This is a genomic window from Paractinoplanes hotanensis, from assembly GCF_023717965.1.
Lineage (GTDB): Bacteria > Actinomycetota > Actinomycetes > Mycobacteriales > Micromonosporaceae > Actinoplanes > Actinoplanes polyasparticus.
The window spans coordinates 229,741-252,434 of sequence record NZ_JAMQOL010000015.1; the positions used below are offsets into that span (position 1 = coordinate 229,741).

The window sequence follows — 22,694 nt, forward strand, 5'->3', positions numbered from 1 at the left end:
ATGTTCCGTGATGGGGATCTTGCGCTGCTTCACCGGCCGCTGTACGCCTACCTCACCGTCGCGCCGCGCGGTGAACGGTGGCCGTCGCCGCGGCCGGTGTGGTTCGAGGTGACCGCCGACGGCGACCTGCAGATGTTCTCGGTGCCGGGCGCACCGAAGCTCGACCGCCTGCGTGAGCAGCCCCGCGCCTCGGTCGTCGTGGCCGCCCCGACCGGCGAGCCCGAGCACTGGGTGGCGGTCGAGGGCACGGTCACCCTGCACGACGACGGCGGTCCCGAGCTCGCGGCCCGCCTGGCCGACCGCTACTGGGGCACGCTCGACGAGCAGCAGCGCCGGCTCCTCGACGAGTGGCGCGAGACCGGCCTGGTCCGGATCGTGCTGCGTCCTTCGTCGGTCAACCGATACGCCGGCTGACCTGACCGCGACCGTCACGCCCCTGGTCGACCCGAACCAGCCCGCGTCCGGCCGCGCTTGGCCTGGCTGGCCGGCGGCCAGGACGGGTGCCCGCGGCCGAGGCGGTGGCTGAGCTCGACCTGTACCCGCGCCCGGCTACCTGAGTCCGTCCACCCAGCGTTCCAGCTCGGCTGGGGAGCGCAGCAGCACCGTCTCGGGAAAGCCGGGGCTGGCGTGCCAGTGGCGCATGCGGGCCTGCTTGCGGCGGAACGATCCGATGTGGAAATAGAGCAACGACTCGCGGTCGAGGAAGGCCAGTCGCCACGTCTCATAATTGCCGTTGCAGATCGGTGTGCGGTGCACGATGTTGCTGATCGAACGGCGCAGCAGACGGGCCCACGAGATCCGGCGCGGCATGTCGAGGCCCACGATCAGGTCGGCCCGCTCCAGCACCAGGTCGATCCAGATGGCGTAGCCGGCGTCGATCACCCAGGCGTCGCCGGCCAGCAGCTCGCGGATCAGCTCGCGCTGCTCCGGCTCGGGCAGCGGCACCCAGCCCGGTCGCCAGGTCAGGTCATCAATGGAGTGGTACGGAATTCCGAGGTGCTCACCGAGCCGGGCCGCCAGTGTCGACTTGCCGGAACCGGTCACCCCGTACACCACGATCCGCTTCATGGGGTGAGTATCACTGCCCGGCCAGGCCTTCCTCGAACGCGATTATCACCAGCTGGACCCGGTCCCGTACGCCGAGCTTGGCGATCGCCCGGGTGATGTGCGTCTTGGCCGTCAGCGGGCTGATCACCAGCTCGCGGGCGATGTCGTCGTTGGACAGCCCGGTCGCGACCAGCCGCACCACCTCGCGTTCGCGTTCGGTCAGCACGGCCAGCCGGTTGCCGTTGGGCGCGGCCGCCGGGCGGTGCGCGAACTGGCCCACCACCCGCCGGGTGACGCTGGGGGAGAGCAGCGCGTCCCCCGCGGCGACGACCCGGACCGCCTGGCGCAGACCGTCCGGGCTGACCTCCTTGGTGAGGAAGCCGCTGGCCCCGGCCGCGAGCGCCGCGAACACGTACTCGTCGGTCTCGAACGTGGTCAAAATGATCACGCGGGTGTCCGGGGCGAAGGCCAGGATCTCGCGGGTGGCCGAGATGCCGTCCAGGCCTGGCATCCGTATGTCCATGAGGATCACGTCGGGCCGCAGGCTACGGGCGGTGCGTACGGCCTCGTCGCCGGTGGACGCCTCGCCGACGACCTGGATCTGTTTGTCCCGGCGGAGCAGGCTGCGGAAGCCGGCCCGTACGAGATGCTGGTCGTCGGCGAGAAGTACGTTGATCATCCTTGCTCCTGCGGGCCGGTGGCCGGGTAGGGGATCGTGGCCCGTACGCCGAAACCGCTTCTGACAGCGCCTGCCGTGAGCGCGCCGCCCAGCGCGGCCACCCGCTCCCGCATGCCCGCGATGCCGTTGCCGTCGATCACGGGATCGGGCGCCTCGCCGTCGTCCTGCACGTCCACGACCACACTGGCCGGCGCGTAGCGCAACGTGACCGACACCCGGCTCGCACTCGCATGGCGGACGGTGTTGGTCAGCGACTCCTGCACCACCCGGTAGATCGCGGTGGCCACCGCCGCCGGCACGTGCGAGCGCTCGCCGAACTCGTTCACCGACACCGTCAGCCCGGCCGCCCGCACCTGCTCGGCCAGCCGCTCCAGCCCGTCGAGCCCGTCGGCGGGCTCGGCGATCGCCGGGGCGCCACCCTCACGCAGCACGTCGACCAGCGACTTCAGGTCGGACATGGCCTGCCCGCGTACGTCCTGGGCCAGGCGCAGCGACGAGCGGGCCTCCTCGGGATCGGTGTCGAAGGCGTCGAGCGCGACGTTGAGGTGCACGCCCACCACGGCCAGCGTGTGCGAGACGACGTCATGCAGGTCGCGGGCGATCCCGACGCGCTCCTCGGCCCGGCGCCGCCGCGACTCCAGTTCGTTCTCGTGCTGGTCCCGGGCCAGGCGCAGGGACATCTCGTGCTGCCAGCGGCGGGTGCTGAGGTAGGCGGTGGTGGCGGCGAGCACGGCGGCCAGCCACAGCGCGTCCCCGCCGACGTGCGCGAGCGTCCAGTCGGCGGAGTGCTGCTCCTGCATGACAAAGCCGTCCCAGCCGGCGCCGTAGAGCAACGCTACCCCACCGGCGACAGCCGCGAACCGCAGGCGCCCGGCCAGCACGACGGCCACGAAGGCCGCCGTGGCGGGCCAGACCCAGCCGGATCCGACCAGGTCCGAGCCCCGCAGCGCGGCCACCAGCGAGAGCGAGAAGACCAATACCGTACGGGGATATCGCGACGCCAGGAAAGCGGCGGCGGCCAGCCAGAAGGCCAGCGTGAACGTCATGACGGTCTGCAGGTTTCCGCCGGTGACGGCGAGGCCCGCGGGTACGCCGACCAGGGTGACCGCCGGTGCGAGAAATCTGTTCATGGCCGGGACGCTAGGGCCGGCCAGGGCCGCCGCACGTCGTCCCGCCGCGGACACTTCCATCGACGCCTCCCGACTACCGCCTGCACCATTCGGAGTATCCCGCCCGCTACGGTGACCCGGTGCCCCTACCCGCCACCTCCAGCTTCGTGACTGCCGACGGCCGGACCCTGCGGTACTGCTTCTACGGCCCCGAGGACGGCCTGCCGGTGATCGCGCACAGTGGCACGCCGAGCAGCCGCTGGAAGCGCCCGTCCCAGCTCGAGACGATGGAGCGCAGCAAGCTGCGGCTGCTCTACTACGACCGTCCCGGCTACGGCGGCTCGACCCGCCAACCGGGCCGCACCGTCGCGGACGCGGTGGCCGACACCGAGGCTCTGGCCGACGCCCAGGGCTGGTCGCGCTTCGCCGTCCTCGGCGGCTCGGGCGGCGGCCCGCACGCCCTGGCCTGCGCCGCGCTGCTGCCCGAACGGGTCCTGCGCTGTGCGGTCCTCTCCGGCATCAAACCGACCCTGAAGCCGAACGTGGAGGAATCCTCCCTGCGGCCCAGCCTGGCTGAGAACGCAGCCGGCGTGCTGGCCGCGGTCACCGCCGGCGGCCCCGAGGCGCCCTTCGAGCCCGGCCCACCGGCCCGCGACAATCCCGACGCCCTGGCCCGGCTCCGGGCCACGTTCACCGACAGCCTGGACGGCTGGGTCGACGACACCCTGGCCTTCGCTCGCCCGTGGGGCTTCGACGTCGAGAGCATCAAGGTCCCGGCCGCGGTGTGGCGCGGCACCGACGACCAGGCTGTCCCGGCCGACCACGCCGAGTGGCTGCTGTCGCACATCCCCCGCGCCGAGGGCCACGTCTACACCGGCGGTCACCTGCCCGGCCCCGGCACCTGGGCCGAGATCTACGACTGGCTGGCCGACCCGCTCAGCCGCTGATCGAGTTCCTGGAATCTGCAGATCAAGATGCGGGCCGAGGATCTCGCCCGCGGTGCGGATGCGCCGGCCGATCCCGGAGTACGCGAAGCCGCCGTGGCCGAGATGGTGAGCCGTGAGGCTGCCTGAGCCGTGTTGCTGCGTGAACTGTTGCTCGTGGCCTGTCAGTGAGGTCAGCGTGCACACTGGCGGTTTCCCGTTCGACCGAAGGACTGAGCCGTGCCCGACCGACCGGAGATTGTCTGCATCTGCGGCTCTATGCGGTTCGTAGAGGAGATGCGTGCGGCGAGCCTTGAACTGACCTTCGCGGGTGTCATCGTCGTCGCGCCCGACGAAGCGGGCGAGCTGATCACCGACGAGCAGAAGGCGGTGCTGGACGCTCTCCACCTGCGCAAGATCGACCTGGCTGACCGGGTTCTGGTCGTCAACCCGGGCGGGTACATCGGCGAGTCCACGCGCAGGGAGATCGCCTATGCCCAGGCCCGCGGCAAGCCGGTCTCGTTCACCGATCCCGTCTGACCAGTAGTGCTCGCGGCTTTCCCGGCGTGGAGCCCACGGTAACCCGGGTCAGTCGGCCTCACGCCGGGCCTTGGCGCGGCGTTTGCCCTCGTGCATGGCCTGGACGCGGGCGACCGGGATGGTCCGGCCCTCGTCGATCAGGCCCTGGTCGAGCTTCTGCGGGTCCGGCATCGCCGACGCCCACGGGTCGCCGCCGCCGAGCAGGCTGGGAGCGGTGTGGACGGTGAAGTCGGCCGGGGTGACGTTGTCGAGGTCGTCCCACGGCACCGGGAACGAGACGGGGACGCCGGGGCGTGCGCGCGGGCTGAACGCGGCCGCCACGGTCGCCCCGCCCGAGCGGGTCGCGTCGAGGAAGACCTTGCCGTGCCGGTCGTCGCGGATGAAGGCCGTGGTCGCCAGCGCGGGGTCGAGGCGTTCGGCCCGGACGGCCACCGCGCGGGTCGCGGCGGCGACCTGTTCCGCGTCGGCCTGGCCGTCGAGCGGGACGAAGACGTGCACACCCTTGGACCCGCTGGTCTTGACCGCGCCGGACATGCCGGCGCCGGCGAGTGCTTCCCGCACCAGGCGGGCGGCTCGCACGGCCAGGGTGAAGTGCGACGAACCCTCGGGTGGGTCCAGATCCATGATCAGGTGGGTCGGCTGGGTGGAGCCGGCGAGCATCAGGGCGGGGTGGTATTCGATCGCGCGCTGGTTGCCGAACCACAGCAGCGTGCGGCGGTCGTTGCACAGGCCGTACGTGACCTCGCGGTGCGACGCCTCGGCCCACACCTTGGTGCGCGGCACCCAGTCGGGCGTGTACTTGGGCAGGTTCTTCTGCATGAACCTGTCCTGCCCGCGCAGCAGGCGGATCACCGACAGCGGCCGGTCGCGCAGCACCGGCAGCATGCAGTCGCGCACCGCGTCGAGATAGTCGATCAGGTCGCGCTTGGTGGCCCCCGCGTCCTCGAACAGTTCCTGGTCGAGGTTCGTCAGCGCGACCCCGTCCCGCTCCTCGCCGGTGCTCTTGCCCGCCATCCGCCCATCGTGCCGTAACTACCGCAGCTGAGCGACCCAGATGGCGGGCAGAACCATCAGGAGCGTCAGGATCACGTACACGCTGCCGAGGCCGAACCGGCGGCCGTGCGTGGCGATCACGGCCGCCAGGAAGGGCAGGGTCACAGTCAGCAGCGCGGCGATCGAGATGATCTCGGGCTCGCGCTCGCGCCCGGTCACGCCGTACCCGACGAGAATCGGCACGATGACCGCCCAGCCCATGGTCAGGGCGGTGACGACGCGGCGCACCCGGACGCGGCGCGCGATCTCGGCGGGGTCTTTCTGGCAGGCGTACGCCATCCGCTCGGCGAAGCCCTGATCGGTGCGCGGCAGACGGACGTCCTCGGTTGTCACAGGCCAGAGCGTACGGCCGATCTTGCCCCGCCGTCTCCTGCGCCACGGGTGATTTGACCGAATCGTCATCCAAGATTCGCCGCTGCCCCCGGCACGCTGGTTGGGCGTGTTGTTGCTGCCCCCGGCACGCCGGTCGGGCGTGCCGGGGGCCCGGGCCGGCTCATGACCGGGCCGGCGTCTAGCTCTTGACGGAGCCCGCCATCAGGCCGCCGATGAACCAGCGGCCGAGCAGGACGTACACGAGCAGGGTGGGTAGCGACGTGATCAGCGCGCCGGCCATCGAGGCCGCGTAGTCGGGGGACTGGGCTCCGGCCAGAGCGTTCAGGGCGATCGTGATCGGACCGTTGCGGGTGTTCGACAGGAAGATGGCGAACAGGTAGTCGTTCCAGGCCGACGTGAACTGCCAGATGACCGTGACCACGAACCCGGGCATCGAGATCGGCAGGATGATCCGGCCGAACGTGCGCAGCAGACCCGCGCCGTCGACCCGGGCGGCCTCGATGAGTTCCTCGGGGACCGTGGTCGCGTAGTAGTTCCGGAAGATCAGCGTGCAGATCGGGATGCCGTAGACGCAGTGCACGAAGACGAGCGTCGTGATGCCGGGCGGGATGCCGAGCGTGGTGACGATCTCGCGCAGCGGGATCATGACGGCCTGGTACGGGATGAACATGCCGAACAAAATCAGCGTGAACACGACGTCGGCGCCGGGGAAGCGCCAGCGCGACAGCACGAAGCCGTTGGCCGCGCCGATCAGCGACGAGATGATCGCGACCGGGACGGCCAGCTCGAACGTGCGGATGAAGGACGGGCGCAGGACGTTCCACGCCTTCTCCCACGACGCCAGGGTCCACGTCTCGGGCAGGTTCCACTGGCTGGTCACGCCGATGTCGGCGCCCGACTTGAAGCTGGTCACGATCAGCACGTACATCGGCATCAGCACGATGATCAGGAAGAACAGGGCCAGCAGGTACTTGAAGATCGACCCCGGACCGGTCTTCTGGCGCGGCTTGCGCCTCGGCGCGAGCGTCTCGACGGGAGGCGGCGCCTCGATCGACGTCGTCGTCATGCGTTCTTCTCCCGCCGGCTCCGGTGCGGTGTGGTCATGCGTTCTTCTCCGCCCGGTTGGTGTAGATCAGGTAGGGCACGATGACGACCGCGACGAGCAGCAGCAGAATGATCGAGATGGCCGCGGCCTTGGCGTAGTCGCTGGTCAGCAGCGTCTGCCAGACGTAGATGGCGGGCACCTCGGTCAGCCACTGGGGGCCCGAGACACTCATGATCAGGTCGAACATCTTCATCGACATGTGGCCGAGGATGATCAGCGCGGACAGCGCCACCGGCGTCAGCTGCGGGAAGATGACGTTGCGGTACAGGCGGTAGGTGCTCGCGCCGTCCATGGCTGCGGCCTCGCGCAACTCGGCCGGGATGCCCCGGAAGCCGGCCAGGAACAGCGCCATCACATAGCCGGCCAGCTGCCACATCGCCGGAATGGCCATCGAGGCCATGCCCCAGTTGGGATTGGTCCACCAGGTGCTCTGCAGAGAATCGAGACCCAGGCCACCGAGTACGGCGTTCAGGCCGCCCGCGTTCTCGCCCTTGTTCGGGTTCATCAGCCAGCGCCACACCACACCCGACGCGACGAACGACACCGCCATGGGGAAGAGGTAGACCGTACGGAAGAAGCCCTCCGCCTTGATTCCCCGCTCGAGGATGAGGGCCCAGAGCAGGCCGAAGAACATGGCGCCGACCAGGAACACGACCGTGAAGATGGCCAGGTTCTTGAGCGAGTGGGTGAACCGGTCGTTGATGTCCTCGGTGAACAGTTTCGTGTAGTTCTCCAGGCCGACGAAGCCCTTGGAACCGAGGGCGTTGTGCTCGTCGGAGACGGAGACTTTGGTCGTCCAGGCGATCAGGCCGTAGACGAAGACGGCGAGCAGGATCAGCGAGGGGGAGAGCAGTAGCAGGCCCGGTCCCCAGTGCCGGAGTTTGCGCATCCGGGCTCCTTCACAGAATGCGGAAAATGGGGGCGGCCGTGAGCCGCCCCCATTTACTCAGGTGCTTACTTCTTGACGAACTGCGACGCGGCGGTGGCCAGGGCCTTCTGCAGCGCGCCGACATCCTGCTTGGTCGAGAAGGCGCCGAGGGCCGAGTTGGCCGCACCCTGCCAGCCCTGCGAGCAGGCCGAGCCGTGGGCGCACGACGGCACCTGCTTGGCCGACTTCCAGTCCGCCATGGCGGACTGCTGGTACTTCGGGTAGTCGGCGGGCGCGGCGTCCGTACGGGCCGGGATCGAGCCCTTCGTGGTGTTGAACGCCTTCTGGCCGGCGGCCGAGCCGACGGTCTTCAGCCAGCACTTCGTGCCCTCGGGATTGTTGGCGCCCTTGGGCAGCACGAACGAGTCGGCCAACCACTGGAACGTGTCGCCGTTGCCCGGGAACGTGAACCAGGCGTAGTCGGTGAACTTCTTGGCGTCCAGGTCGGCCGCCTCCCAGTCGCCCATCAGCTGGTAGCCGGCCTTGCCGTCCATGACCAGCTTCTCGGCGTCGGTCCAGTCCAGGGCGTCGCGGTCGCTGTTCGTGTAGGTCAGCAGCGTCTTGAAGTCGTTGATGGCCTTGGTGACCAGCGGGTCGTTCCAGTCGGTGGCGCCGTTCCACAGGCCGGTGAACTTCTCCGGGCCGAGGTCGGTGATCAGCACCGACTCGAACAGCATCAGCTGCGTCCAGTCCTTCCCGATCGCCAGCGGCGCCTTGATGCCCTTGGCCTTGACCTTCTCGAGGTCGGCGATGAAGCCGGCGAGGTCGGTCGGGTCCTTGGTGATGCCGGCCTCGGCCAGCACCTTCTTGTTGGTCCAGACCACGTTCGCGCGGTGGATGTTGGCCGGGACGGAGTAGATCTTGCCCTCGACGGTCAGGTTGTCGATCAGGCCCTGCGGGAACGCCGTCTTGAGGCCCCACGCGTCGTAGTCGGCGCTGATGTCCTCGACCTGTCCGGCCAGGATGTAGTCGCTCAGCTCGGCGCCCGCGTGCGCCTGGAACGTGTCCGGCGGGGTGCCCTGCTGCAGGCGCGACGCGAGCACGGACTTCGCGTTGGCGCCGGCGCCACCGGCGACCGCGCCGTTCTCGAAGGTCTGCCCGGCGCAGTCGGTGCTGAACTGCTTGACCAGGCCGTCGAGGCCGGCCTTCTCGCCGCCGTCGGCCCACCAGGTGAAGACCTCCACCTTGGTCGAGCCGGACCCGCCGCCATTGTCGTCACTGGACCCACAGGCCCCGGCGGTCAGGAGCGCGGCCACACCGACAGCCGCCACAGCAGCCCGCCGAGTAATCCTCGTCCGACCGCCCCGCTCGCCGCCCTTAACCGGACTGAAGATCATCCGAAATATCTCCCATCGAAATATTGACATCGTTGTCAAGCGATGGGGAGTACCGTGCCGCCTGAACCGCACAAGTGTCAACGGCTGTTTCCGTGTCGTTACGTGCGTCCTTTGTCGTTATCTGAGCGAAGCGGGGGCGAGCTGCGACGACGCCTGTGAGGCGGCTTGATTCGGCGGTTCTCGAAGTGCGGACCCGGCCATTTCGGACACTCTCCGGCGCGCGTTCGTTGCCGCTCGTGTTCGATCGTGGGAGTTACTGCGGAGGGCGCTCGCCGGAGCCGCGGGCAATGATAGATGTAGAAATGACGATGGTTCGGGCGGGTCCGGAATGCCCGCTGATGCGTTCGTAGGCCAGCCTCGCAGCCTCGCGCCCGAGCGCTGTCATGTCGTGCGCGACCACGGTCGTGCCCAGCACATCGGCCAGTTCGAAGTCGTCGAAGCCGACCAGCGCCGGCGGTTCGGCCAGCCCGCGCATCCCGCGCAGCGCCCCCGTGGTGAGCCGGTTGTTGGCCGTGAAGATCGCCGTCGGGGCCGGGTCGTGCGCGAGCAACTCGCGCACGGTGCGCTCGGCATGCCGTACGTCGTGCACGTCGGTCCGGATGTAGCGCTCCCAGGCGTCGTTGCCGGCAGCCCGCATCGCCCCCACGAACCCGTCGATCCGCCCCTGCTGCGGCGCCATCCGAACCAGGTCGGCCACCAGCGCGATCCGCCGATGCCCCGCGGCCAGCAGATGCTCGCCGGCCGACCGGGCCCCACCCACGTTGTCGATCAGGACAGCGTCGGCGGCCAGCCCGTCCGGCGGCCGATCCACAAAGACGAAGGGCACGCCATGGTTGCCCTCGACAGCCAGGTACCCGTGATCGTCGGCGCTGGGAATCACCAGCAGCGCGCGCACACGCCGCTCAAGGAAGGCGTCGACCAGGCTGCGTTCCAGCACGGCGTCCTCGTCGTTGTTCGCCGTGATCAGCAGAAGCCCGTGCTGTCGCAGCTCGCGCTCGATGCCGGAGGCCACCGCCGAATAGAACGGGTTGGTCAGATCCCCGCTGACCAACCCGACCAGAGCCGAGGTGGCCCCCCGCCGCAACTCGCGAGCGATCCCGTTGAGCCGATACCCCAGCAGGTCGGCCGCGTCACGCACCCGCCGCCCGGTGGACGGCGCCACGTTGGGTTCCTGGTTGAGCGCCCGGGAAGCGGTCTTGAGGCTGACACCGGCCAGCGCGGCCACCTGAGTCAACGTCGGCCGGCGAACGGTCACATCGTCGGCGGGCATAGCGCTCCGAGCACTCACAGTGGCGGGACAGCCAAGTATGACATCGCCTGTGACATGGCCAAACCCCAGCACATGCCCTAGTGGAGCTACCACACCGATCAACCCACCCGAATATCTTCGCGGCCGCCTCCTGGCCGCACCCGGCCCGGCCGCGCGGTGACGGATGCAGGACCGGATCGGCCCCGGCGATGGCGATGACAGTGGTGGGTTCGGGTGAGTTGCTTAGGGGTGGGACGTTTGCGCGGCGGCAGTGCGGGTGCGGTCGGCTACGTGTCGGCGGCGGCAGTTCGGGTGGGTTGCGTGGCGGCGGGCGTGCGACCGGGTCGGCGGCGCTGCGGGTTGGGTGCGTGGTGCCGGGGTGGCGCTTCGGGCTGGCTGTGTAGCGCAGGTGCGTGGTGGCGGGTGGGCGGTTCAGGCTGGCTGTCGTGGTGGTGGGTGTGCGACCGGGTCGGCGGGGCTGCGGGTTGGGTGCGTGGTGCCGGGGTGGCGCTTCGGGCTGGCTGTTGTGGTGGTGGGTGTGGGGCCGGGGTTGGCTGTGTCGTGCAGGTGCCGGTCGGCTGAGCGGTGGCCCTTCGGGTGCGTTGTGTGGCGGCGGGTGTAGGGCCCCCGTCGTTTGCGCGACGGCGGGCAGGACCGAGTCGGCCGGAGATGTCGAGCATGCGCAGCGCCGGGAATGGCGGGCTTTCCTGATCGTCGCGATGGAGTAGGCAAAGCCGGGAAGTCGCGGAAGGTGGGGTGGCCGGCCCGGATTGCCTCGCACGATGGTGGGCGCGGTGGTGGGAGCGGAGGATGTCTGCGGCCGGTGGTGCCGTTGTGGCGGACGCCGCGCGGCTAAGAGGAGGGATGGGCTGTGGTGATCGTCGGACTGGTGAGTGCCGGATTCATGGGGTCCGGGCTGGGTGCTGCGCTGCGCCAAGGGGGCGCCCGGGTGGTCACCACGGTGGAAGGACGTTCGGCGCGCACCGGGCGGCTGGCTGCCGAGGCCGGACTCGAACTTCTTCCCAGCCTCGCCGAGGTGGTGGCGATGGCTGACATCGTGCTTTCGGTGACGCCACCTGGCGCGGCCGTCGCCACCGCAGAAGCGGTCGCGGCCGCCCTGCCGGTGCGGGACGCCACCCGCCGGGGCCTGATCGTCGCCGACCTCAATGCGGTGTCGCCGCAGACCATGGACCGGGTGGCCAGGGCACTGACGGGCGCACCGCCCACCTCGGCGCCGACGGGTGGCCGGCGCCCCGACCGGCCGATCTCGGAGCCGCCCAGCGGCAGGACGCTCGACCGGTCGATGTCAGAGCCGTCGGGTGCCAGGACGATCGACCGGTCGATTTCGGAATCGCCCAGCGGCCGAATGCTCGACCGGCCGGTTGCGGAGCTGCCGGGTGGCCGGATGGTCGACCGGTCGACTTCCGAGCCGCCGGCCGCCTCGGCGTTGACGGGTGTGCGGGTGGTTGACGGATCGATCTCGGGGCCGCCGCCCAGCGTCCGGCCGGGGGCTCGGCTGTATCTGTCCGGGGTGGACGCGGCGGCGGTGGCCGAGTTGCCGTGGGGTGGAAAGGTCGAGCCGATCGTGCTGGATGATCAAGTGGGTTCGGCCAGTGCGCTGAAGATGTGCACGGGTGGCGTCTACAAAGGGCTCACCGCGCTCGTTACGCAGGCGCTGCGCACGGCGGATGCGCACGGGGTGCTCGACGCGGTGCTGGCCGACCTCGACCGCAACGGGTTGGCGGACAGCTCAGGGGTGGCTCGCTCGGCCACCAAAGCCGGGCGATTCGTCGACGAGATGCGCGAGGTGGCGGTCACCCAGCAGGCGGCCGGTCTGGCGCCGGAGCTGTACGCCGCCATCGCCGATGTCTATGCCGACATCGCCCGTACCGAGCTGGCGAAGGCTGACCCGGAGGACGAACGGAATCTCACCCCCGCCGAGATCGTGGCCGGGCTGCGCGGTTGACCGGAGGCGACCCGCTCGCGCTGAGGTCGAACTCGGCGGACGCAGAGTTGACGGCTGTGAGTTCAACGAGGCGAGGAAGCGCACGGTCGGAAGCGGAAGGCGACGGCCGCGGCTCAGCTGGGCTATGGCGTTGCCCGGTGGGTGTTGGCTGCGGGCTTGAACTGGCGAGGGGCGCTCGTGGATGGCAACGCGATCACGTGGGGAGGTGCAGGTGGGCGGACCACACCTTTTTGGGGACAACCATGCGCCACGCATCGAGGACCAGCTCAGTCATCCTATTTTCGGTCAGCGGGGACAGCCAGGCCTGGGCCCAGTTGAAGCGCAGGTCGGAATCGCGGGGGAGGTGGAACGTGGACGGGTCGGAGGCGATCAGGGCGTCTCGTTCCTCTTTGGGATAGGCGAAGCCCATGGTTGTCTCGTCGCGGGAGAAGGCGACGTAGACGATGGCGCCGACGCGGAACTTCACGCGGTCGGCTATCAGGTGTTCTGAGCTGCGCGGGAGGTCGCGGACCACCCGCCGGACGTCGTCGACGGTGACCATGCGACGAACCTACGACGGGGGTACGACATTCTCGTCGGCCCGGCGGCGGGGCTTGGGTACCGAGAGGTGGGTCGTTGTCTGCTCGGGCAGGGGTGTGCTGTTGGGGACCTTCGCGCGGAAGATGCGGTCGGGTGGCAGGCGGTAGGTCGCGGCCTGCACCAGTTCGTCGGGGACGGTGTGTTTGCCGCCCGACGGGGGTGGTGGGTCGGCGGGGGTGTCGCGGCGGCCCAGTACGGGGCCGGAACCGTCGGCTGGGCGAGGGTCTCGGAACGGCTGGAAGTTGACCCCGCCCACGGCAGCCGGTTCGGCCACGGTGCTGGGCGGGGGCGGTGGTGGGACCGGGAACCCCAACGCGCCTTTGCTCTTGGCGGAGGTTTCGGGGGCTGAGCGGCGGTGGGGAATGATGAGTTCGGGGGGCGGCGTGGGAACGCCCTGATGCCGGACTGCGCGGCCGGGATCTGGATTGGGGGTGGCGTGCGCGTGCTTGGCCGGCGGGTCCGCGTCGCCGAAGGGGCGCGAAGAATCGGAAGACGCAGGGTCGCCAGTCGGTGGGACGGACGAAGGCCCTGCATCGGGGCGTGAGTTGAAAGGCAGCTCCGCCTCGACACCCCCGCCGAGCGCCGCCGAGCCGGGCTGCGGAGTGCCCGAAAAGGGCGAGCTGGGCTGGGCAGTTCCGGGCCGGGCCGAGCCGGGCAGCGCTGAGCCGGGCAGCGCTGAGCCGGGTAGGGCCGAGTCGGGCGGCGCTGAGTCGGGTAGGGCCGAGTCGGGCAGGGCCGAGTCGGGCAGGGCCGAGTCAAGCAACGCTGAACTGTGCCGGGCTGAGCGGGGCGACGCTGAGCTGGGCTGGACGGGTGCGGCGCCGCGGGCTGGGCGTTTGGGGGCGGCGACCCGGGCAGCCAGGCTGAAGACGCGGCTGGAGGCGGTCTCGTAGCCGTCGCGGTAGGCCGCCTCGCGGTCGTGCTTCAGCTGGTAGCGCTGGTGCATGCGGCCGGCCGCGTATCCGGAGGAGGCGACGAAGACGGCCACGAGGATGAAGATCAGCACAAGGTCGCCGGGCGCGGTCATGCTCTGATTCTTCCCAAGTCGATAGACCGAGAGCTATGGCCCTTTTGACGTACCCCGATCGAATGACCAGGGATTCACGCGCCGCCGACGACTTCGCCCGCCTGCACAGCCGCCTGTAGGCCGCGGGCGGCCAGGCGGTCGGCCCGCTCGTTCTCGGGGTGGCCGGCGTGGCCTTTCACCCAGTGCCATTGCACGTCGTGGCGGCGGACCGCCTCGTCGAGGCGCTTCCACAGGTCGACGTTCTTCACCGGCTGTTTGGCCGACGTCTGCCAGCCGTTGGCGGACCAGCGGGGCAGCCACTTCGTGATGCCGTCGCGCACGTAGACGCTGTCGGTGTACATCTTGACCGTCAGGGGCGCCCGGTTGAGCGTCTCGAGCGCCCGGATCGGCGCCATCAGTTCCATCCGGTTGTTCGTCGTCGAGGCCGCGGTGCCGCCGAACAGGTCCTTCTCCCGGGTGCCGTAGCGCAGCACGGCGCCCCAGCCGCCGGGGCCGGGGTTGGGTGCGCAGGCCCCGTCGGTGTAGATCTCCACCACGGTCATGTGAGCACCCTAACGGGGGCGCACCGCCCGGGACCGTGCAGGAACGAGCGCCACGTAAAGTGGTTGACCGTGACAGACGCGGTCGAGGTACGGGATGTGGTCGTGCGCTACGGCGACACGACCGCCGTCGACGGTGTGTCACTGACCGTCAGCCGGGGCCGGGTGCTTTCCCTGCTCGGGCACAACGGCGCCGGCAAGACGAGCCTGCTCCAGGTGTGCGAGGGCTTCCGCCGGGCCGACGGCGGCACGGCCCGGGTGCTCGGCCTCGACCCGGTGGACGACCACGATGCGCTGATGCCGCGTCTCGGCATCATGCTGCAGTCGGGCGGCGTCTATCCGTGGGCCACCGCCGGCGAGATCCTGCGGCTGTTCGCCAGCTTCGCCGCCACCCCGCTCGACGTCGACATGCTGCTCGACCGCCTCGGCCTGCGCAAATTTGAGCGTACGAGGTGGCGTCGCCTCTCCGGTGGCGAGCAGCAGCGCCTCTCCCTGGCCGTGGCCCTGGTCGGCCGGCCCGAATTGGTCTTCCTCGACGAGCCGACGGCCGGCATGGACACCGAGGCCCGTCACACCACCTGGCGCCTGATCGAGGAGCTGCGCGCCGACGGCGTGTCGGTGCTGCTCACCACGCACCTGCTCGACGAGGCCGAACGCCTGGCCGACGAGGTCGTGATCATGCGTTCGGGCGTCGTCGCCGCCACCGGCACCCCGGCCGAGCTGACCGCGGCCGCCGGCATCGACCTGCTCGAGGTCCGCGCCGACCCGGGTCTGGTGCCCGACGGCCGGCTAGCCGACCTCAAGGTCACCGAGACCACCCCCGGCGGGTACGCCATCGCCGGCGCCCTCGACGCGGCCGTCATCTCGGACGTGCTGGGCTGGTTCGCCGCCAAGGACGCGCAGGTCACCGCCGTGAACACCCGTCGGCGCACCCTCGAGGACGTGTACCTCGCGCTCACGACCGGTGAGAAGCCGACCGGTGAGAAGCCGACCGCTGAGAAGCCGACCGGTGACAAGGCGGCCGGTGACAAGGCGGCCGGCGAGAAGGCCGTCGAAGAAAAGGCAGCTGGCGAGAAGGCAGCCAGCGGAAAAGCGGCTGGTGAGAAGGCCGTCGGCGAGAAAGCCGCTGTCGACAATGCGGCTGGTCACAAGGCTGTTGGTGAGAAGGTCGCCGGAGATAAGGCCGCTGACGAGAGTGCCGAGGGCGAAAACACAACCGGGGAGAAGACGAAGGTGGCCCGATGAGCGGAGTGTTCGCGCCCGCCCCCGGCCGCGCCCCGATGCGCAGCGTCGTGGCCAGCCAGATCCGGATGGAGCTGACGCTGACCGCGCGCCGCGGCGAGGCCGTCGTGCTGGCCATGGGCGTGCCTCTGCTGGTGCTGCTCGGCGCTGGTCTGACCGAGGTCACCAACGTGCCCGGCGACGACCGCCTGGCGTTCGTGGTGCCCGGCGTGCTGGCGCTGACCGTGATGTCGACGGCCTTCACCGGCCAGGCGATCACAACCGGCTACGAGCGCAGCTACGGGGTCCTCAAGCGACTCGGCGCCTCGCCGCTGACCCGCCCGGGCCTGCTCTTCGCGAAGACCGCAGCCGTGCTCGGCCTGATCGTCGTGCAGCTGATCGCGCTGGCCGCGGTCGGTTTCGCCGTCGGCTGGCGGCCGCACTTCGAGGCCGTTCTGCCCGCGCTCGGCATCACCGTGCTCGCCACCGCCGCGTACTCGGGACTCGCCCTGCTGATGGCCAGCCTGCTGCGGCCCGAGGCGACGACGGGCGCGGCCACCCTGATCTACGTGCTGATGCTGGCGGCCGGCGGCATCATGTTCGCCGCCCCCGACCTGGGCACTTGGGGTTGGTTCGTCCTTCCGCTGGCAGCCCACGCCGAGGCGTTGCGGGAAACTCTGTCGTACGGCAGGAGTGTGCCCACCGCGATCTGGCTCAGCCTCGGCGCCTGGGCGCTCATCCTCGTGACGGCCGCGGCGCGCAAGTTCCGCTGGGAGTAAGCGGACGCTCGTCGGCCGCGGCGGGCAAGTTCCGCTGGGAGTAAGCGGAACGCTCGTCGGCCGTGGTGGGCAAGTTCCGCTGGGAGTAAGCGGAACGCTCGTCGGCCCCGTGCGAGTTCTGGTGGGGCGGGGCGCGGGACGGCTGCTGTCCATCGTTCGGTGGACAGCCACTGACGGCCGCACGGTCGTCGCGCCGCGGCCCGGGTAGGCAGCACCATCAATGGCATGACAGCGATTGAGGTGCGGGGCCTGCGCAAGGCCTACCGGGGGCACGAGGTGGTCCGCGGCATCGATCTCGAGGTGGCCCGGGGCGAGGTGTTCGCCCTGCTCGGCCCGAACGGCGCCGGCAAGACCACGACCACCGAGATCCTGGAGGGTCACCGTCGCCGGGACGGTGGTGAGGTGCGGGTGCTGGGGGTCGACCCGGGGACGGCCGGGAGCGACTGGCGGGCGCGCATCGGCATCGTGTTGCAGGACACGGACGACGCGGCCGATCTGACCGTGAGCGAGATGGTCAAGCATCTGGCCGGGTTCTATCCGGACCCGCGGCCGCCGGGCGAGGTGATCGACCTCGTCGGGCTCACCCCCAAGGGCGGGTCCCGGATCCGTACGCTCTCCGGCGGTCAGCGCCGCCGGCTGGACGTCGCGCTCGGCATCGTCGGGCGTCCCGAGCTGCTCTTTCTGGACGAGCCGACGACCGGGTTCGACCCGGAGGCGCGCCGGCACTTCTGGGATCTGATCCGGGCTCTGGCCGCGGAGGGCACCACGATCCTGTTGACCACGCACTACCTGGAGGAGGCGGAGGCGCTGGCCGACCGGCTGGCCGTGCTGGCCGCCGGGGAGATCGTCGCCGTGGGCACGCCGGCCGGGCTGGGCGGACGGGCGTCGGCCGGTGCGAAGGTCAGCTGGCGCGAGAACGGCGTGCTGCGCACCGAGCAGGTGGACGATCCGACCCCGTTGATCCGCAAGCTGGTCGCGGCCGACACCGATCTGAGCTCGCTGACGGTCACCCGGCCGACCCTCGAGGACACCTACCTGACCCTGATCGGAGCGCACCTGTGAGCACCCTCGCCCTCGGAGCCAGCCGCGGCCACGTGGAGCTGCTGCAATTCGCCCGGGACCGAACGGCTGTCGTCTTCACGTTCGCTTTCCCGGGAATGCTGCTGCTGTTGTTCGGCACCATTTTCCAGGACTCGTACGACCAGCCCGGCGTCAGCGCCAGCCACGTCTTCTCGGCCAGCATGATCGCGTACGGAATTCTGACCACCGCCTTCGTGACGATGGGCGCGGGGCTGGCGATGGACCGCGAGGACGGCACCCTCAAGCGGCTGCACGGCACGCCGATCAGGGCCACCTCGTACGTACTGGGAAAGCTCTTTCTGGTTCTGGTCCTCAGCATCGCCGAGGCGGTTGTTCTCATCGCGCTGGGCGCCCTGGTCTTCGGCATGTCGCTGCCCGACGCCTCACACTGGCTGACCTTCGCCTGGATGTTTCTGCTGTCGGTCGTCGCCTGTTCGCTGCTGGGCATGGCGGTGAGCGCCATCGTCAAGCACGCCCGCACGGCCGGCGCCATTCTGAATGTGCCCGTGGTGGCGCTGCAATTCATCTCCGGCGTCTTCATCTATCCGGTGACGCAGCTGCCGTCGTGGCTCATCTCGGTCGCCTCGATCTTCCCGGTGAAATGGATGGCTCAGGGATTCCGCTACGTGTTCCTGCCCGACGGCATGCGCGTCAACGAGGCGGCCGGGCAGTGGGAGCTGGGTCGCGTCGCCTTGGTGCTGGGCGCCTGGTGTGTGATCGGATTGGTGCTGTGTCTGGTGACGTTCCGGTGGACCCGGCCCGACCGGTGAGGCCGGAGCTGCCGCGCACCCTCTGGTGGGACGTCTATCTGGTGGTGATCGCGGTCGCGGTGGCGGTCGTGGTGCTCACCTCGGACGGTCCCGGCTGGAGCGCGCGGCTCGTCGCGACGGGGGCGATCGCCGGCCTGCTCGTGTTGCACTTCGCGGCCGGGCGCCGGGCGATCGAGCGGGACGAGACCCGCCCGGGTCTGCTGGCGGCGGAACTGGTGTTGTTCGGCGTGGCGGTCACGCTGGTGCCCAACGCGAACTGGCTGCTCTTCGCGGTGAACCCGCTGATCTTCCAGATGGTGCCGCTGCGGACGGCAGTGATCGCAGTCGTGGCGGTGAACGCGGTGCTGCCCGTCTCGGACGTGATCCTGCGGCCCGGCGCCGTCGGCCTCGACCTGCTGGTCGCGGTGATCTCGAGTGCGGCCGGCATCTGGCTGGGTACCTGGATCGTCCGGGTGGTGCGGCAGAGCCAGGAGCGGCACCGCCTGATCGAGGAGCTGGAGAACAGCCGGGCCGAGGTCGCACGGCTCTCGCGGGAGGCCGGGGTGACGGCCGAGCGGACGCGGCTGGCGGGCGAGATCCACGACACCCTGGCCCAGGGTTTCACCAGCATCATCACGCTGCTCCAGGCGGCGGACCCCGAGCTGCGCGACGAGCGGCTGGCGCTGGCGGTGCGGACGGCCCGGGAAAACCTGGCCGAGGCCCGGAGCCTGGTCGCGGCGCTCTCGCCGGCCGAGCTGACGTCGGGGTCGCTGCCTTCCGCCGTACGACGCCAGGTGCTGCGATTCGGTGAGGAGTCCGGGGTCGAGGCGGGCCTGCGGGTGACCGGCGACGAGCGACCCCTGCCCACGGTGGTCGAGGTGGTGCTGCTGCGAGCGGCCCAGGAGGCCCTCGCCAACGTGCGGCGGCACGCTCAGGCCCGGGCGGCGGCGGTGCTGCTGGCGTACACGCCGGATTCGGTGCGGTTGGTGGTGCGTGACGACGGTCGCGGCTTCGTCCCCGGCGACGCCGACGGCTACGGTCTGGCGGGCATGCGGGAACGAGCGAAACAGGTGCGGGGGAGTGTGACGGTGCGCAGCGACCCGGACACCGGCACGACGGTCGAGCTGGCGGTGCCGGCGTGATCACGATCCTGCTGGTCGACGACCATCCGGTGGTGCGGCACGGGCTGCGCGGCATGCTCGACGCCGAACCGGATCTGAGCGTGGTCGGGGAGGCGTCGTCCGGCGCCGAAGGGGTCGAGCGTGCCGTCGGCCTGCGGCCCGACGTGGTCCTGATGGACCTGCGGATGCCGGGCGGCGACGGTGTGTCGGCCACTTCGCAGATCGTGGCGTCGGCTCCGGGCGTACGGGTGCTGGTGCTGACGACGTACGAGTCCGACCGCGACATCCTGCGGGCGATCGAGGCCGGGGCCAACGGCTACCTGCTCAAGGACGCCTCACCGCAGGAACTGGCCGACGCCGTACGCGCGGCTGCCCGCGGCGAGACGGTGCTGGCCCCGAGCGTTGCCTCCACCCTCGTCCGGCAGGTGCGCCGGCCTGCCCCGCCGGCCCTGTCGGCCCGCGAGACCGAGGTGCTGCGCCTGGTGGCGCGCGGGCTGACCAACGCCGACATCGGCCGTGAGCTGTTCATCTCGGAGGCCACGGTGAAGACCCACCTGCTGCGCGCCTTCAACAAGCTCGACGTGGCCGACCGTACGGCCGCCGTGACCACCGCCATGGAACACGACCTGCTTTAGCTGCTAGCTCGGGTCGCTGATCAGGGTGCGCACCAACTCCGTACGCGACGAGACGCCCAGCTTCGGGAAGATGTGGTAGAGGTGCGTGCTGATCGTGCGCGGCGAGAGGAACAGGCGCTCGCCGATGTCGCGGTTCGTGAGCCCGTCGGCGGCCAGCATGGCGATCTGCAGCTCCTGCGGGGTCAGCCGGTCGCGGGCGTCCTCGCGGCGCGGGCTGCTCTCGCCGGCCGCGCGCAGTTCGGCCCGGGCGCGCTCGGCCCACGGGGTGACACCGAGGGCGTTGAGGGCCGTCGTGGCCGCCCGCAGGTGCATCCGGGACTCGCTGACCCGGCGCTGGCGGCGCAGCCAGGAGCCGTACGAGTGCTGCAGCCGGGCCCGCTCGAACGGGTAGTCCGCATCGATCACACCCTCGATCTCGCCCGGCTCCAGCAGGGCGGCCACATAGGCGCGGCCCATCCGCAGCACCGGCAGATCGACGTCGGGCAGCCCGTCCATGATCGCCCGCAGGTCGTCCTCGCGGCCGCAGCCCACCGCGGCGTCGGCCAGGTGGCTCACCGCCCACAGCCGGATGACCGGGTGGTAGGGCACGTCGTCGGGGTCGAAGACGGCGGACAACCGCTCGAAGGCGGTCACGTGCCGGCCTTCCGCCAGGGCGCCGACGCCCCGGATGAGCTGCACCAGGGCCAGCATCGGGTACGCCCCGGCGGGCAGCAGGGCGCTCTCGGCCTCGTGCGCCAGCCGCTCCGCCGTGGCGTTGTCACCCCGTAGCGCCGCCGCGTACCCCCGCGCCATCGACGCGGTCAGCCCCCACCGCGGCTGACCGGTCTCGTTGGCCAGGGCGAACGCCTCGGTCGCGGCCTGCTCGGCCAGGCGCACATCGCCGAGCTGACCGGCCACCGTGGCCTCGGTGACCAGCGTCTGGGTGAGCAGGCCGAGCCGCCCCTCGGCCCGCGCGGAGTTGGCGGCGGCCCGGCACAAGACGACCGACCGACGCCACGAGCCGAGGCCGGACGCCGACACCGCGAGCAGGTCGAGCTCCTCCGGCGTGCCGAGCAGCCGGCGCGACAACCGGTCGATCGACGCGATCACCTCCGGGCCCCGTTCGAGCGGGGCGGCCATCGCCAGCACGGCGATGCGCTGGGCGTTGTCCGGTGGCAGGTCGAACCGCTCGACCGCGTCGACCATGGCCGTACGGGTCCGGTCGTCCGCATTCGACCAGTAGCAGCGCAGCGCGTTGTTCGCCAGCTCGGTCAGCGCCAGCTCCGGATCGCCGTCCCGGCGCACCTGGTCGACCGCCTCGACGAACGAGGTCAGCCGTTCGGCGCCCGACCAGCCGCTGCCCAGCATCACCTCGCGGAACCAGTTGAGCCGGGCCTGCACCGGTGGGGGCAGGGTGCGCGCCGACAACGCGGTCATCAGGCGGCGCAACGTCTCGTGGTCCCCCAGGTCGTGGGCCATCGCCACGGCCCACATGAGACGGTGCGCCTGCACGTCCGGGTCGGGCGTCAGCTGGGCCGCCCGTTCCAGGCCGACGATCGCGGAACCGAGCGTGCCGCGGCGGCGGGCCCGCTGGGCGGCCTGGTCCAGCTCGGCCGCGATCCGCTCGTCGGGGCGGGTGGTGGCGGCGGCCAGGTGCCAGATCCGGCGTTCGTCGCCCGGCGCGTCCGGGATCGTGGCGGCCAGGGCGGCGTGGATGTCGCGGCGACGGCCGGCCGGCACGGCCTGGCGCAGGGCGGACCGGACCAGCGGGTGACGGAACCGCAAGGCGCCGAAGCCGTCGACCCGCACGAGATCGGCCGCGACGGCCGGGGTGAGGTCGTCGATGGTGATCGCGGCCAGACCGGCGGCGGCGGCCACGGTCTCGTACACATCGGAACCGTCGTTGAACGCCGCGACCTGGAGCAGGGTCTGGGTGGCCTCGGGCAGGGCGTCGACGGACAGCGCGAACGAGCGCTCCAGCCGGGCCGGCAACGGCAGATCCTCCGGCAGGCGGCCGGTGCGGTCGCCGAGCGAGGCCAGCTCGACCAGGCCCAACGGGTTGCCGGCGGCCTCGGCCAGAACCCTGTCCCGCACGTCCGGGCGCAGGGCGGGCGCCCGCTGATCCAGCAGGGCGGCGGCGTCGGCGTGGGCCAGCGGCTCCACGGTCAGCTCGGGCAGCGCGGCGCCGGCAAGACGCTGCGTGGTCTCAGCCCCGTTGCGCATCGTCATCAGGATCAGGACGGGGTCACCGGCCAGCCGCCGGGCGACGAACGTCAGCGCGTCCCAGCTCGCATCGTCCAGCCACTGGGCGTCATCGGCCAGCAGCAGCGTTCCCGCCGACTCGGTCAGCAGGGTCAACAGCGCCAGAGCCACGCGTACGGGGGTCAGGTCGCCGTCCAGGGCGGCGCGCACCACGGCGCGGGCCGCGGCGGTCGACTCCTGCGGCGGAAGACCGGTGACCAGGCGGTCCAGACCGGCGTACGGAAGGTCGAACTCGGCCTGCACCCCGGTGACGGTGACCGTACGCAGCCCCCTGCGCCCGGCCTCGGCGGCGGCCCAGCCGAGAAGCGTCGACTTGCCCACCCCGGCGTCGCCGCGCAGAACGAGCGAGCCGCCCTCCCGCGGCAGGCGGTCGAGCAGGGCGCGCAGCGGCCCGATCTCCTCCGCACGCCCGACGACCAGCTCACCCATTGATCCGCCCCCCGATCGAACCTAG

General features: G+C 70.8%; 23 protein-coding genes. 10 read left to right on the top strand and 13 right to left on the bottom strand.

Annotation, left to right across the window (positions count from 1 at the left end):
- Positions 1 to 414 carry a pyridoxamine 5'-phosphate oxidase family protein gene (locus LXN57_RS12590; protein WP_251798239.1) on the top strand — a complete coding sequence of 138 codons (414 nt, stop codon included), beginning with the start codon at positions 1 to 3 and terminating at the stop codon, positions 412 to 414.
- A 135-nt stretch (positions 415 to 549) separates the two neighbouring features.
- On the opposite strand, the gene LXN57_RS12595 is transcribed toward LXN57_RS12590, so the two are convergent.
- From LXN57_RS12595 to LXN57_RS12605, 3 genes are read right to left on the bottom strand one after another with little or no spacing between them, the layout of a single operon-like run.
- A complete protein-coding gene (locus LXN57_RS12595; protein ID WP_251798240.1) occupies positions 550 to 1,068 on the bottom strand; it encodes a P-loop NTPase family protein in 519 nt (172 codons plus the stop codon).
- A 10-nt stretch (positions 1,069 to 1,078) separates the two neighbouring features.
- Positions 1,079 to 1,726 (bottom strand): response regulator, encoded by a 648-nt coding sequence (locus LXN57_RS12600; protein ID WP_251798241.1) that lies wholly within the window; start codon positions 1,724 to 1,726, stop codon positions 1,079 to 1,081.
- Positions 1,723 to 2,856, bottom strand: coding sequence for a sensor histidine kinase (locus tag LXN57_RS12605; protein ID WP_251798242.1), 1,134 nt, complete (start codon positions 2,854 to 2,856; stop codon positions 1,723 to 1,725). Before LXN57_RS12605 ends, LXN57_RS12600 begins: the two co-directional genes overlap by 4 nt.
- A gap of 119 nt (positions 2,857 to 2,975) precedes the next feature.
- On the opposite strand from LXN57_RS12605, the gene LXN57_RS12610 reads away from it, so the two are divergent.
- Entirely contained in the window at positions 2,976 to 3,782 is an 807-nt protein-coding gene (locus LXN57_RS12610) for an alpha/beta fold hydrolase (RefSeq protein WP_251798243.1), read from the top strand.
- Positions 3,783 to 3,998: 216 nt separating this feature from the next.
- Entirely contained in the window at positions 3,999 to 4,298 is a 300-nt protein-coding gene (locus LXN57_RS12615; RefSeq protein WP_251798244.1) for a hypothetical protein, read from the top strand.
- 48 nt (positions 4,299 to 4,346) lie between these two features.
- Here the strand turns inward: LXN57_RS12615 and LXN57_RS12620 are convergent, their stop codons facing one another.
- The 6 genes from LXN57_RS12620 to LXN57_RS12645 all read right to left on the bottom strand — a co-directional run bounded on the left by LXN57_RS12620 (position 4,347) and on the right by LXN57_RS12645 (position 10,324).
- Positions 4,347 to 5,312, bottom strand: a complete 966-nt coding sequence (locus tag LXN57_RS12620; protein ID WP_251798245.1) for a DNA polymerase domain-containing protein — start codon at positions 5,310 to 5,312, stop codon at positions 4,347 to 4,349.
- 18 nt (positions 5,313 to 5,330) lie between these two features.
- Positions 5,331 to 5,684: a hypothetical protein gene (locus LXN57_RS12625; RefSeq protein ID WP_251798246.1), complete on the bottom strand. Its 354-nt coding sequence runs from the start codon at positions 5,682 to 5,684 to the stop codon at positions 5,331 to 5,333.
- A gap of 178 nt (positions 5,685 to 5,862) precedes the next feature.
- Entirely contained in the window at positions 5,863 to 6,750 is an 888-nt protein-coding gene (locus LXN57_RS12630) for a carbohydrate ABC transporter permease (RefSeq protein ID WP_438872867.1), read from the bottom strand.
- Positions 6,751 to 6,784: 34 nt separating this feature from the next.
- Positions 6,785 to 7,678 (bottom strand): carbohydrate ABC transporter permease, encoded by an 894-nt coding sequence (locus LXN57_RS12635; protein WP_251798247.1) that lies wholly within the window; start codon positions 7,676 to 7,678, stop codon positions 6,785 to 6,787.
- Positions 7,679 to 7,743: 65 nt separating this feature from the next.
- The gene (locus LXN57_RS12640; RefSeq protein WP_251798248.1) at positions 7,744 to 9,054 is read right to left on the bottom strand and encodes an ABC transporter substrate-binding protein; all 1,311 of its coding nucleotides are present in this window, start codon (positions 9,052 to 9,054) and stop codon (positions 7,744 to 7,746) included.
- A 253-nt stretch (positions 9,055 to 9,307) separates the two neighbouring features.
- Entirely contained in the window at positions 9,308 to 10,324 is a 1,017-nt protein-coding gene (locus tag LXN57_RS12645; protein ID WP_251798249.1) for a LacI family DNA-binding transcriptional regulator, read from the bottom strand.
- Between the two features lie 850 nt (positions 10,325 to 11,174).
- Here LXN57_RS12645 and LXN57_RS12650 point away from each other — a divergent pair.
- Positions 11,175 to 12,269, top strand: a complete 1,095-nt coding sequence (locus LXN57_RS12650; protein WP_251798250.1) for an NAD(P)-dependent oxidoreductase — start codon at positions 11,175 to 11,177, stop codon at positions 12,267 to 12,269.
- A 193-nt stretch (positions 12,270 to 12,462) separates the two neighbouring features.
- Here the strand turns inward: LXN57_RS12650 and LXN57_RS12655 are convergent, their stop codons facing one another.
- From LXN57_RS12655 to rnhA, 3 genes are all read right to left on the bottom strand, one after another.
- Positions 12,463 to 12,810, bottom strand: a complete 348-nt coding sequence (locus LXN57_RS12655; RefSeq protein WP_251798251.1) for an MmcQ/YjbR family DNA-binding protein — start codon at positions 12,808 to 12,810, stop codon at positions 12,463 to 12,465.
- A 9-nt stretch (positions 12,811 to 12,819) separates the two neighbouring features.
- Positions 12,820 to 13,875 (bottom strand): hypothetical protein, encoded by a 1,056-nt coding sequence (locus tag LXN57_RS12660; RefSeq protein ID WP_251798252.1) that lies wholly within the window; start codon positions 13,873 to 13,875, stop codon positions 12,820 to 12,822.
- A gap of 74 nt (positions 13,876 to 13,949) precedes the next feature.
- The gene (gene rnhA, locus LXN57_RS12665) at positions 13,950 to 14,417 is read right to left on the bottom strand and encodes a ribonuclease HI (RefSeq protein ID WP_251798253.1); all 468 of its coding nucleotides are present in this window, start codon (positions 14,415 to 14,417) and stop codon (positions 13,950 to 13,952) included.
- Positions 14,418 to 14,486: 69 nt separating this feature from the next.
- On the opposite strand from rnhA, the gene LXN57_RS12670 reads away from it, so the two are divergent.
- From LXN57_RS12670 to LXN57_RS12695, 6 genes are all read left to right on the top strand, one after another.
- Positions 14,487 to 15,659 (top strand): ATP-binding cassette domain-containing protein, encoded by a 1,173-nt coding sequence (locus tag LXN57_RS12670; protein WP_251798254.1) that lies wholly within the window; start codon positions 14,487 to 14,489, stop codon positions 15,657 to 15,659.
- Positions 15,656 to 16,414, top strand: a complete 759-nt coding sequence (locus LXN57_RS12675; RefSeq protein ID WP_251798255.1) for an ABC transporter permease — start codon at positions 15,656 to 15,658, stop codon at positions 16,412 to 16,414. The genes LXN57_RS12670 and LXN57_RS12675 overlap by 4 nt, the downstream gene beginning before the upstream one ends.
- 225 nt (positions 16,415 to 16,639) lie before the next feature.
- Positions 16,640 to 17,476 carry an ABC transporter ATP-binding protein gene (locus LXN57_RS12680; protein ID WP_251798256.1) on the top strand — a complete coding sequence of 279 codons (837 nt, stop codon included), beginning with the start codon at positions 16,640 to 16,642 and terminating at the stop codon, positions 17,474 to 17,476.
- On the top strand, positions 17,473 to 18,264 hold the full coding sequence (locus tag LXN57_RS12685; protein ID WP_251798257.1) for an ABC transporter permease: 792 nt from the start codon (positions 17,473 to 17,475) through the stop codon (positions 18,262 to 18,264). The genes LXN57_RS12680 and LXN57_RS12685 overlap by 4 nt, the downstream gene beginning before the upstream one ends.
- Positions 18,225 to 19,385 carry a sensor histidine kinase gene (locus LXN57_RS12690; RefSeq protein WP_251798258.1) on the top strand — a complete coding sequence of 387 codons (1,161 nt, stop codon included), beginning with the start codon at positions 18,225 to 18,227 and terminating at the stop codon, positions 19,383 to 19,385. Before LXN57_RS12685 ends, LXN57_RS12690 begins: the two co-directional genes overlap by 40 nt.
- Complete coding sequence (locus tag LXN57_RS12695; RefSeq protein WP_251798259.1) at positions 19,382 to 19,999, top strand: response regulator; 618 nt, start codon at positions 19,382 to 19,384, stop codon at positions 19,997 to 19,999. Before LXN57_RS12690 ends, LXN57_RS12695 begins: the two co-directional genes overlap by 4 nt.
- Before the next feature lie 3 nt (positions 20,000 to 20,002).
- Here LXN57_RS12695 and LXN57_RS12700 read toward each other — a convergent pair whose 3' ends face one another.
- Complete coding sequence (locus tag LXN57_RS12700) at positions 20,003 to 22,669, bottom strand: helix-turn-helix transcriptional regulator (RefSeq protein ID WP_251798260.1); 2,667 nt, start codon at positions 22,667 to 22,669, stop codon at positions 20,003 to 20,005.
- Positions 22,670 to 22,694: the final 25 nt, after the last annotated feature.

Coding starts and splice junctions, on each gene's coding strand:
- LXN57_RS12660 (WP_251798252.1), bottom strand. CDS start 13,875: ATGACCGCGCCCGGCGACCTTGTGCTGATCTTCATCCTCGTGGCCGTC.
- rnhA (WP_251798253.1), bottom strand. CDS start 14,417: ATGACCGTGGTGGAGATCTACACCGACGGGGCCTGCGCACCCAACCCC.
- LXN57_RS12645 (WP_251798249.1), bottom strand. CDS start 10,324: ATGCCCGCCGACGATGTGACCGTTCGCCGGCCGACGTTGACTCAGGTG.
- LXN57_RS12620 (WP_251798245.1), bottom strand. CDS start 5,312: ATGGCGGGCAAGAGCACCGGCGAGGAGCGGGACGGGGTCGCGCTGACG.
- LXN57_RS12595 (WP_251798240.1), bottom strand. CDS start 1,068: ATGAAGCGGATCGTGGTGTACGGGGTGACCGGTTCCGGCAAGTCGACA.
- LXN57_RS12640 (WP_251798248.1), bottom strand. CDS start 9,054: ATGATCTTCAGTCCGGTTAAGGGCGGCGAGCGGGGCGGTCGGACGAGG.
- LXN57_RS12675 (WP_251798255.1), top strand. CDS start 15,656: ATGAGCGGAGTGTTCGCGCCCGCCCCCGGCCGCGCCCCGATGCGCAGC.
- LXN57_RS12680 (WP_251798256.1), top strand. CDS start 16,640: ATGACAGCGATTGAGGTGCGGGGCCTGCGCAAGGCCTACCGGGGGCAC.
- LXN57_RS12605 (WP_251798242.1), bottom strand. CDS start 2,856: ATGAACAGATTTCTCGCACCGGCGGTCACCCTGGTCGGCGTACCCGCG.
- LXN57_RS12600 (WP_251798241.1), bottom strand. CDS start 1,726: ATGATCAACGTACTTCTCGCCGACGACCAGCATCTCGTACGGGCCGGC.
- LXN57_RS12630 (WP_438872867.1), bottom strand. CDS start 6,750: ATGACGACGACGTCGATCGAGGCGCCGCCTCCCGTCGAGACGCTCGCG.
- LXN57_RS12700 (WP_251798260.1), bottom strand. CDS start 22,669: ATGGGTGAGCTGGTCGTCGGGCGTGCGGAGGAGATCGGGCCGCTGCGC.
- LXN57_RS12590 (WP_251798239.1), top strand. CDS start 1: ATGTTCCGTGATGGGGATCTTGCGCTGCTTCACCGGCCGCTGTACGCC.
- LXN57_RS12655 (WP_251798251.1), bottom strand. CDS start 12,810: ATGGTCACCGTCGACGACGTCCGGCGGGTGGTCCGCGACCTCCCGCGC.
- LXN57_RS12635 (WP_251798247.1), bottom strand. CDS start 7,678: ATGCGCAAACTCCGGCACTGGGGACCGGGCCTGCTACTGCTCTCCCCC.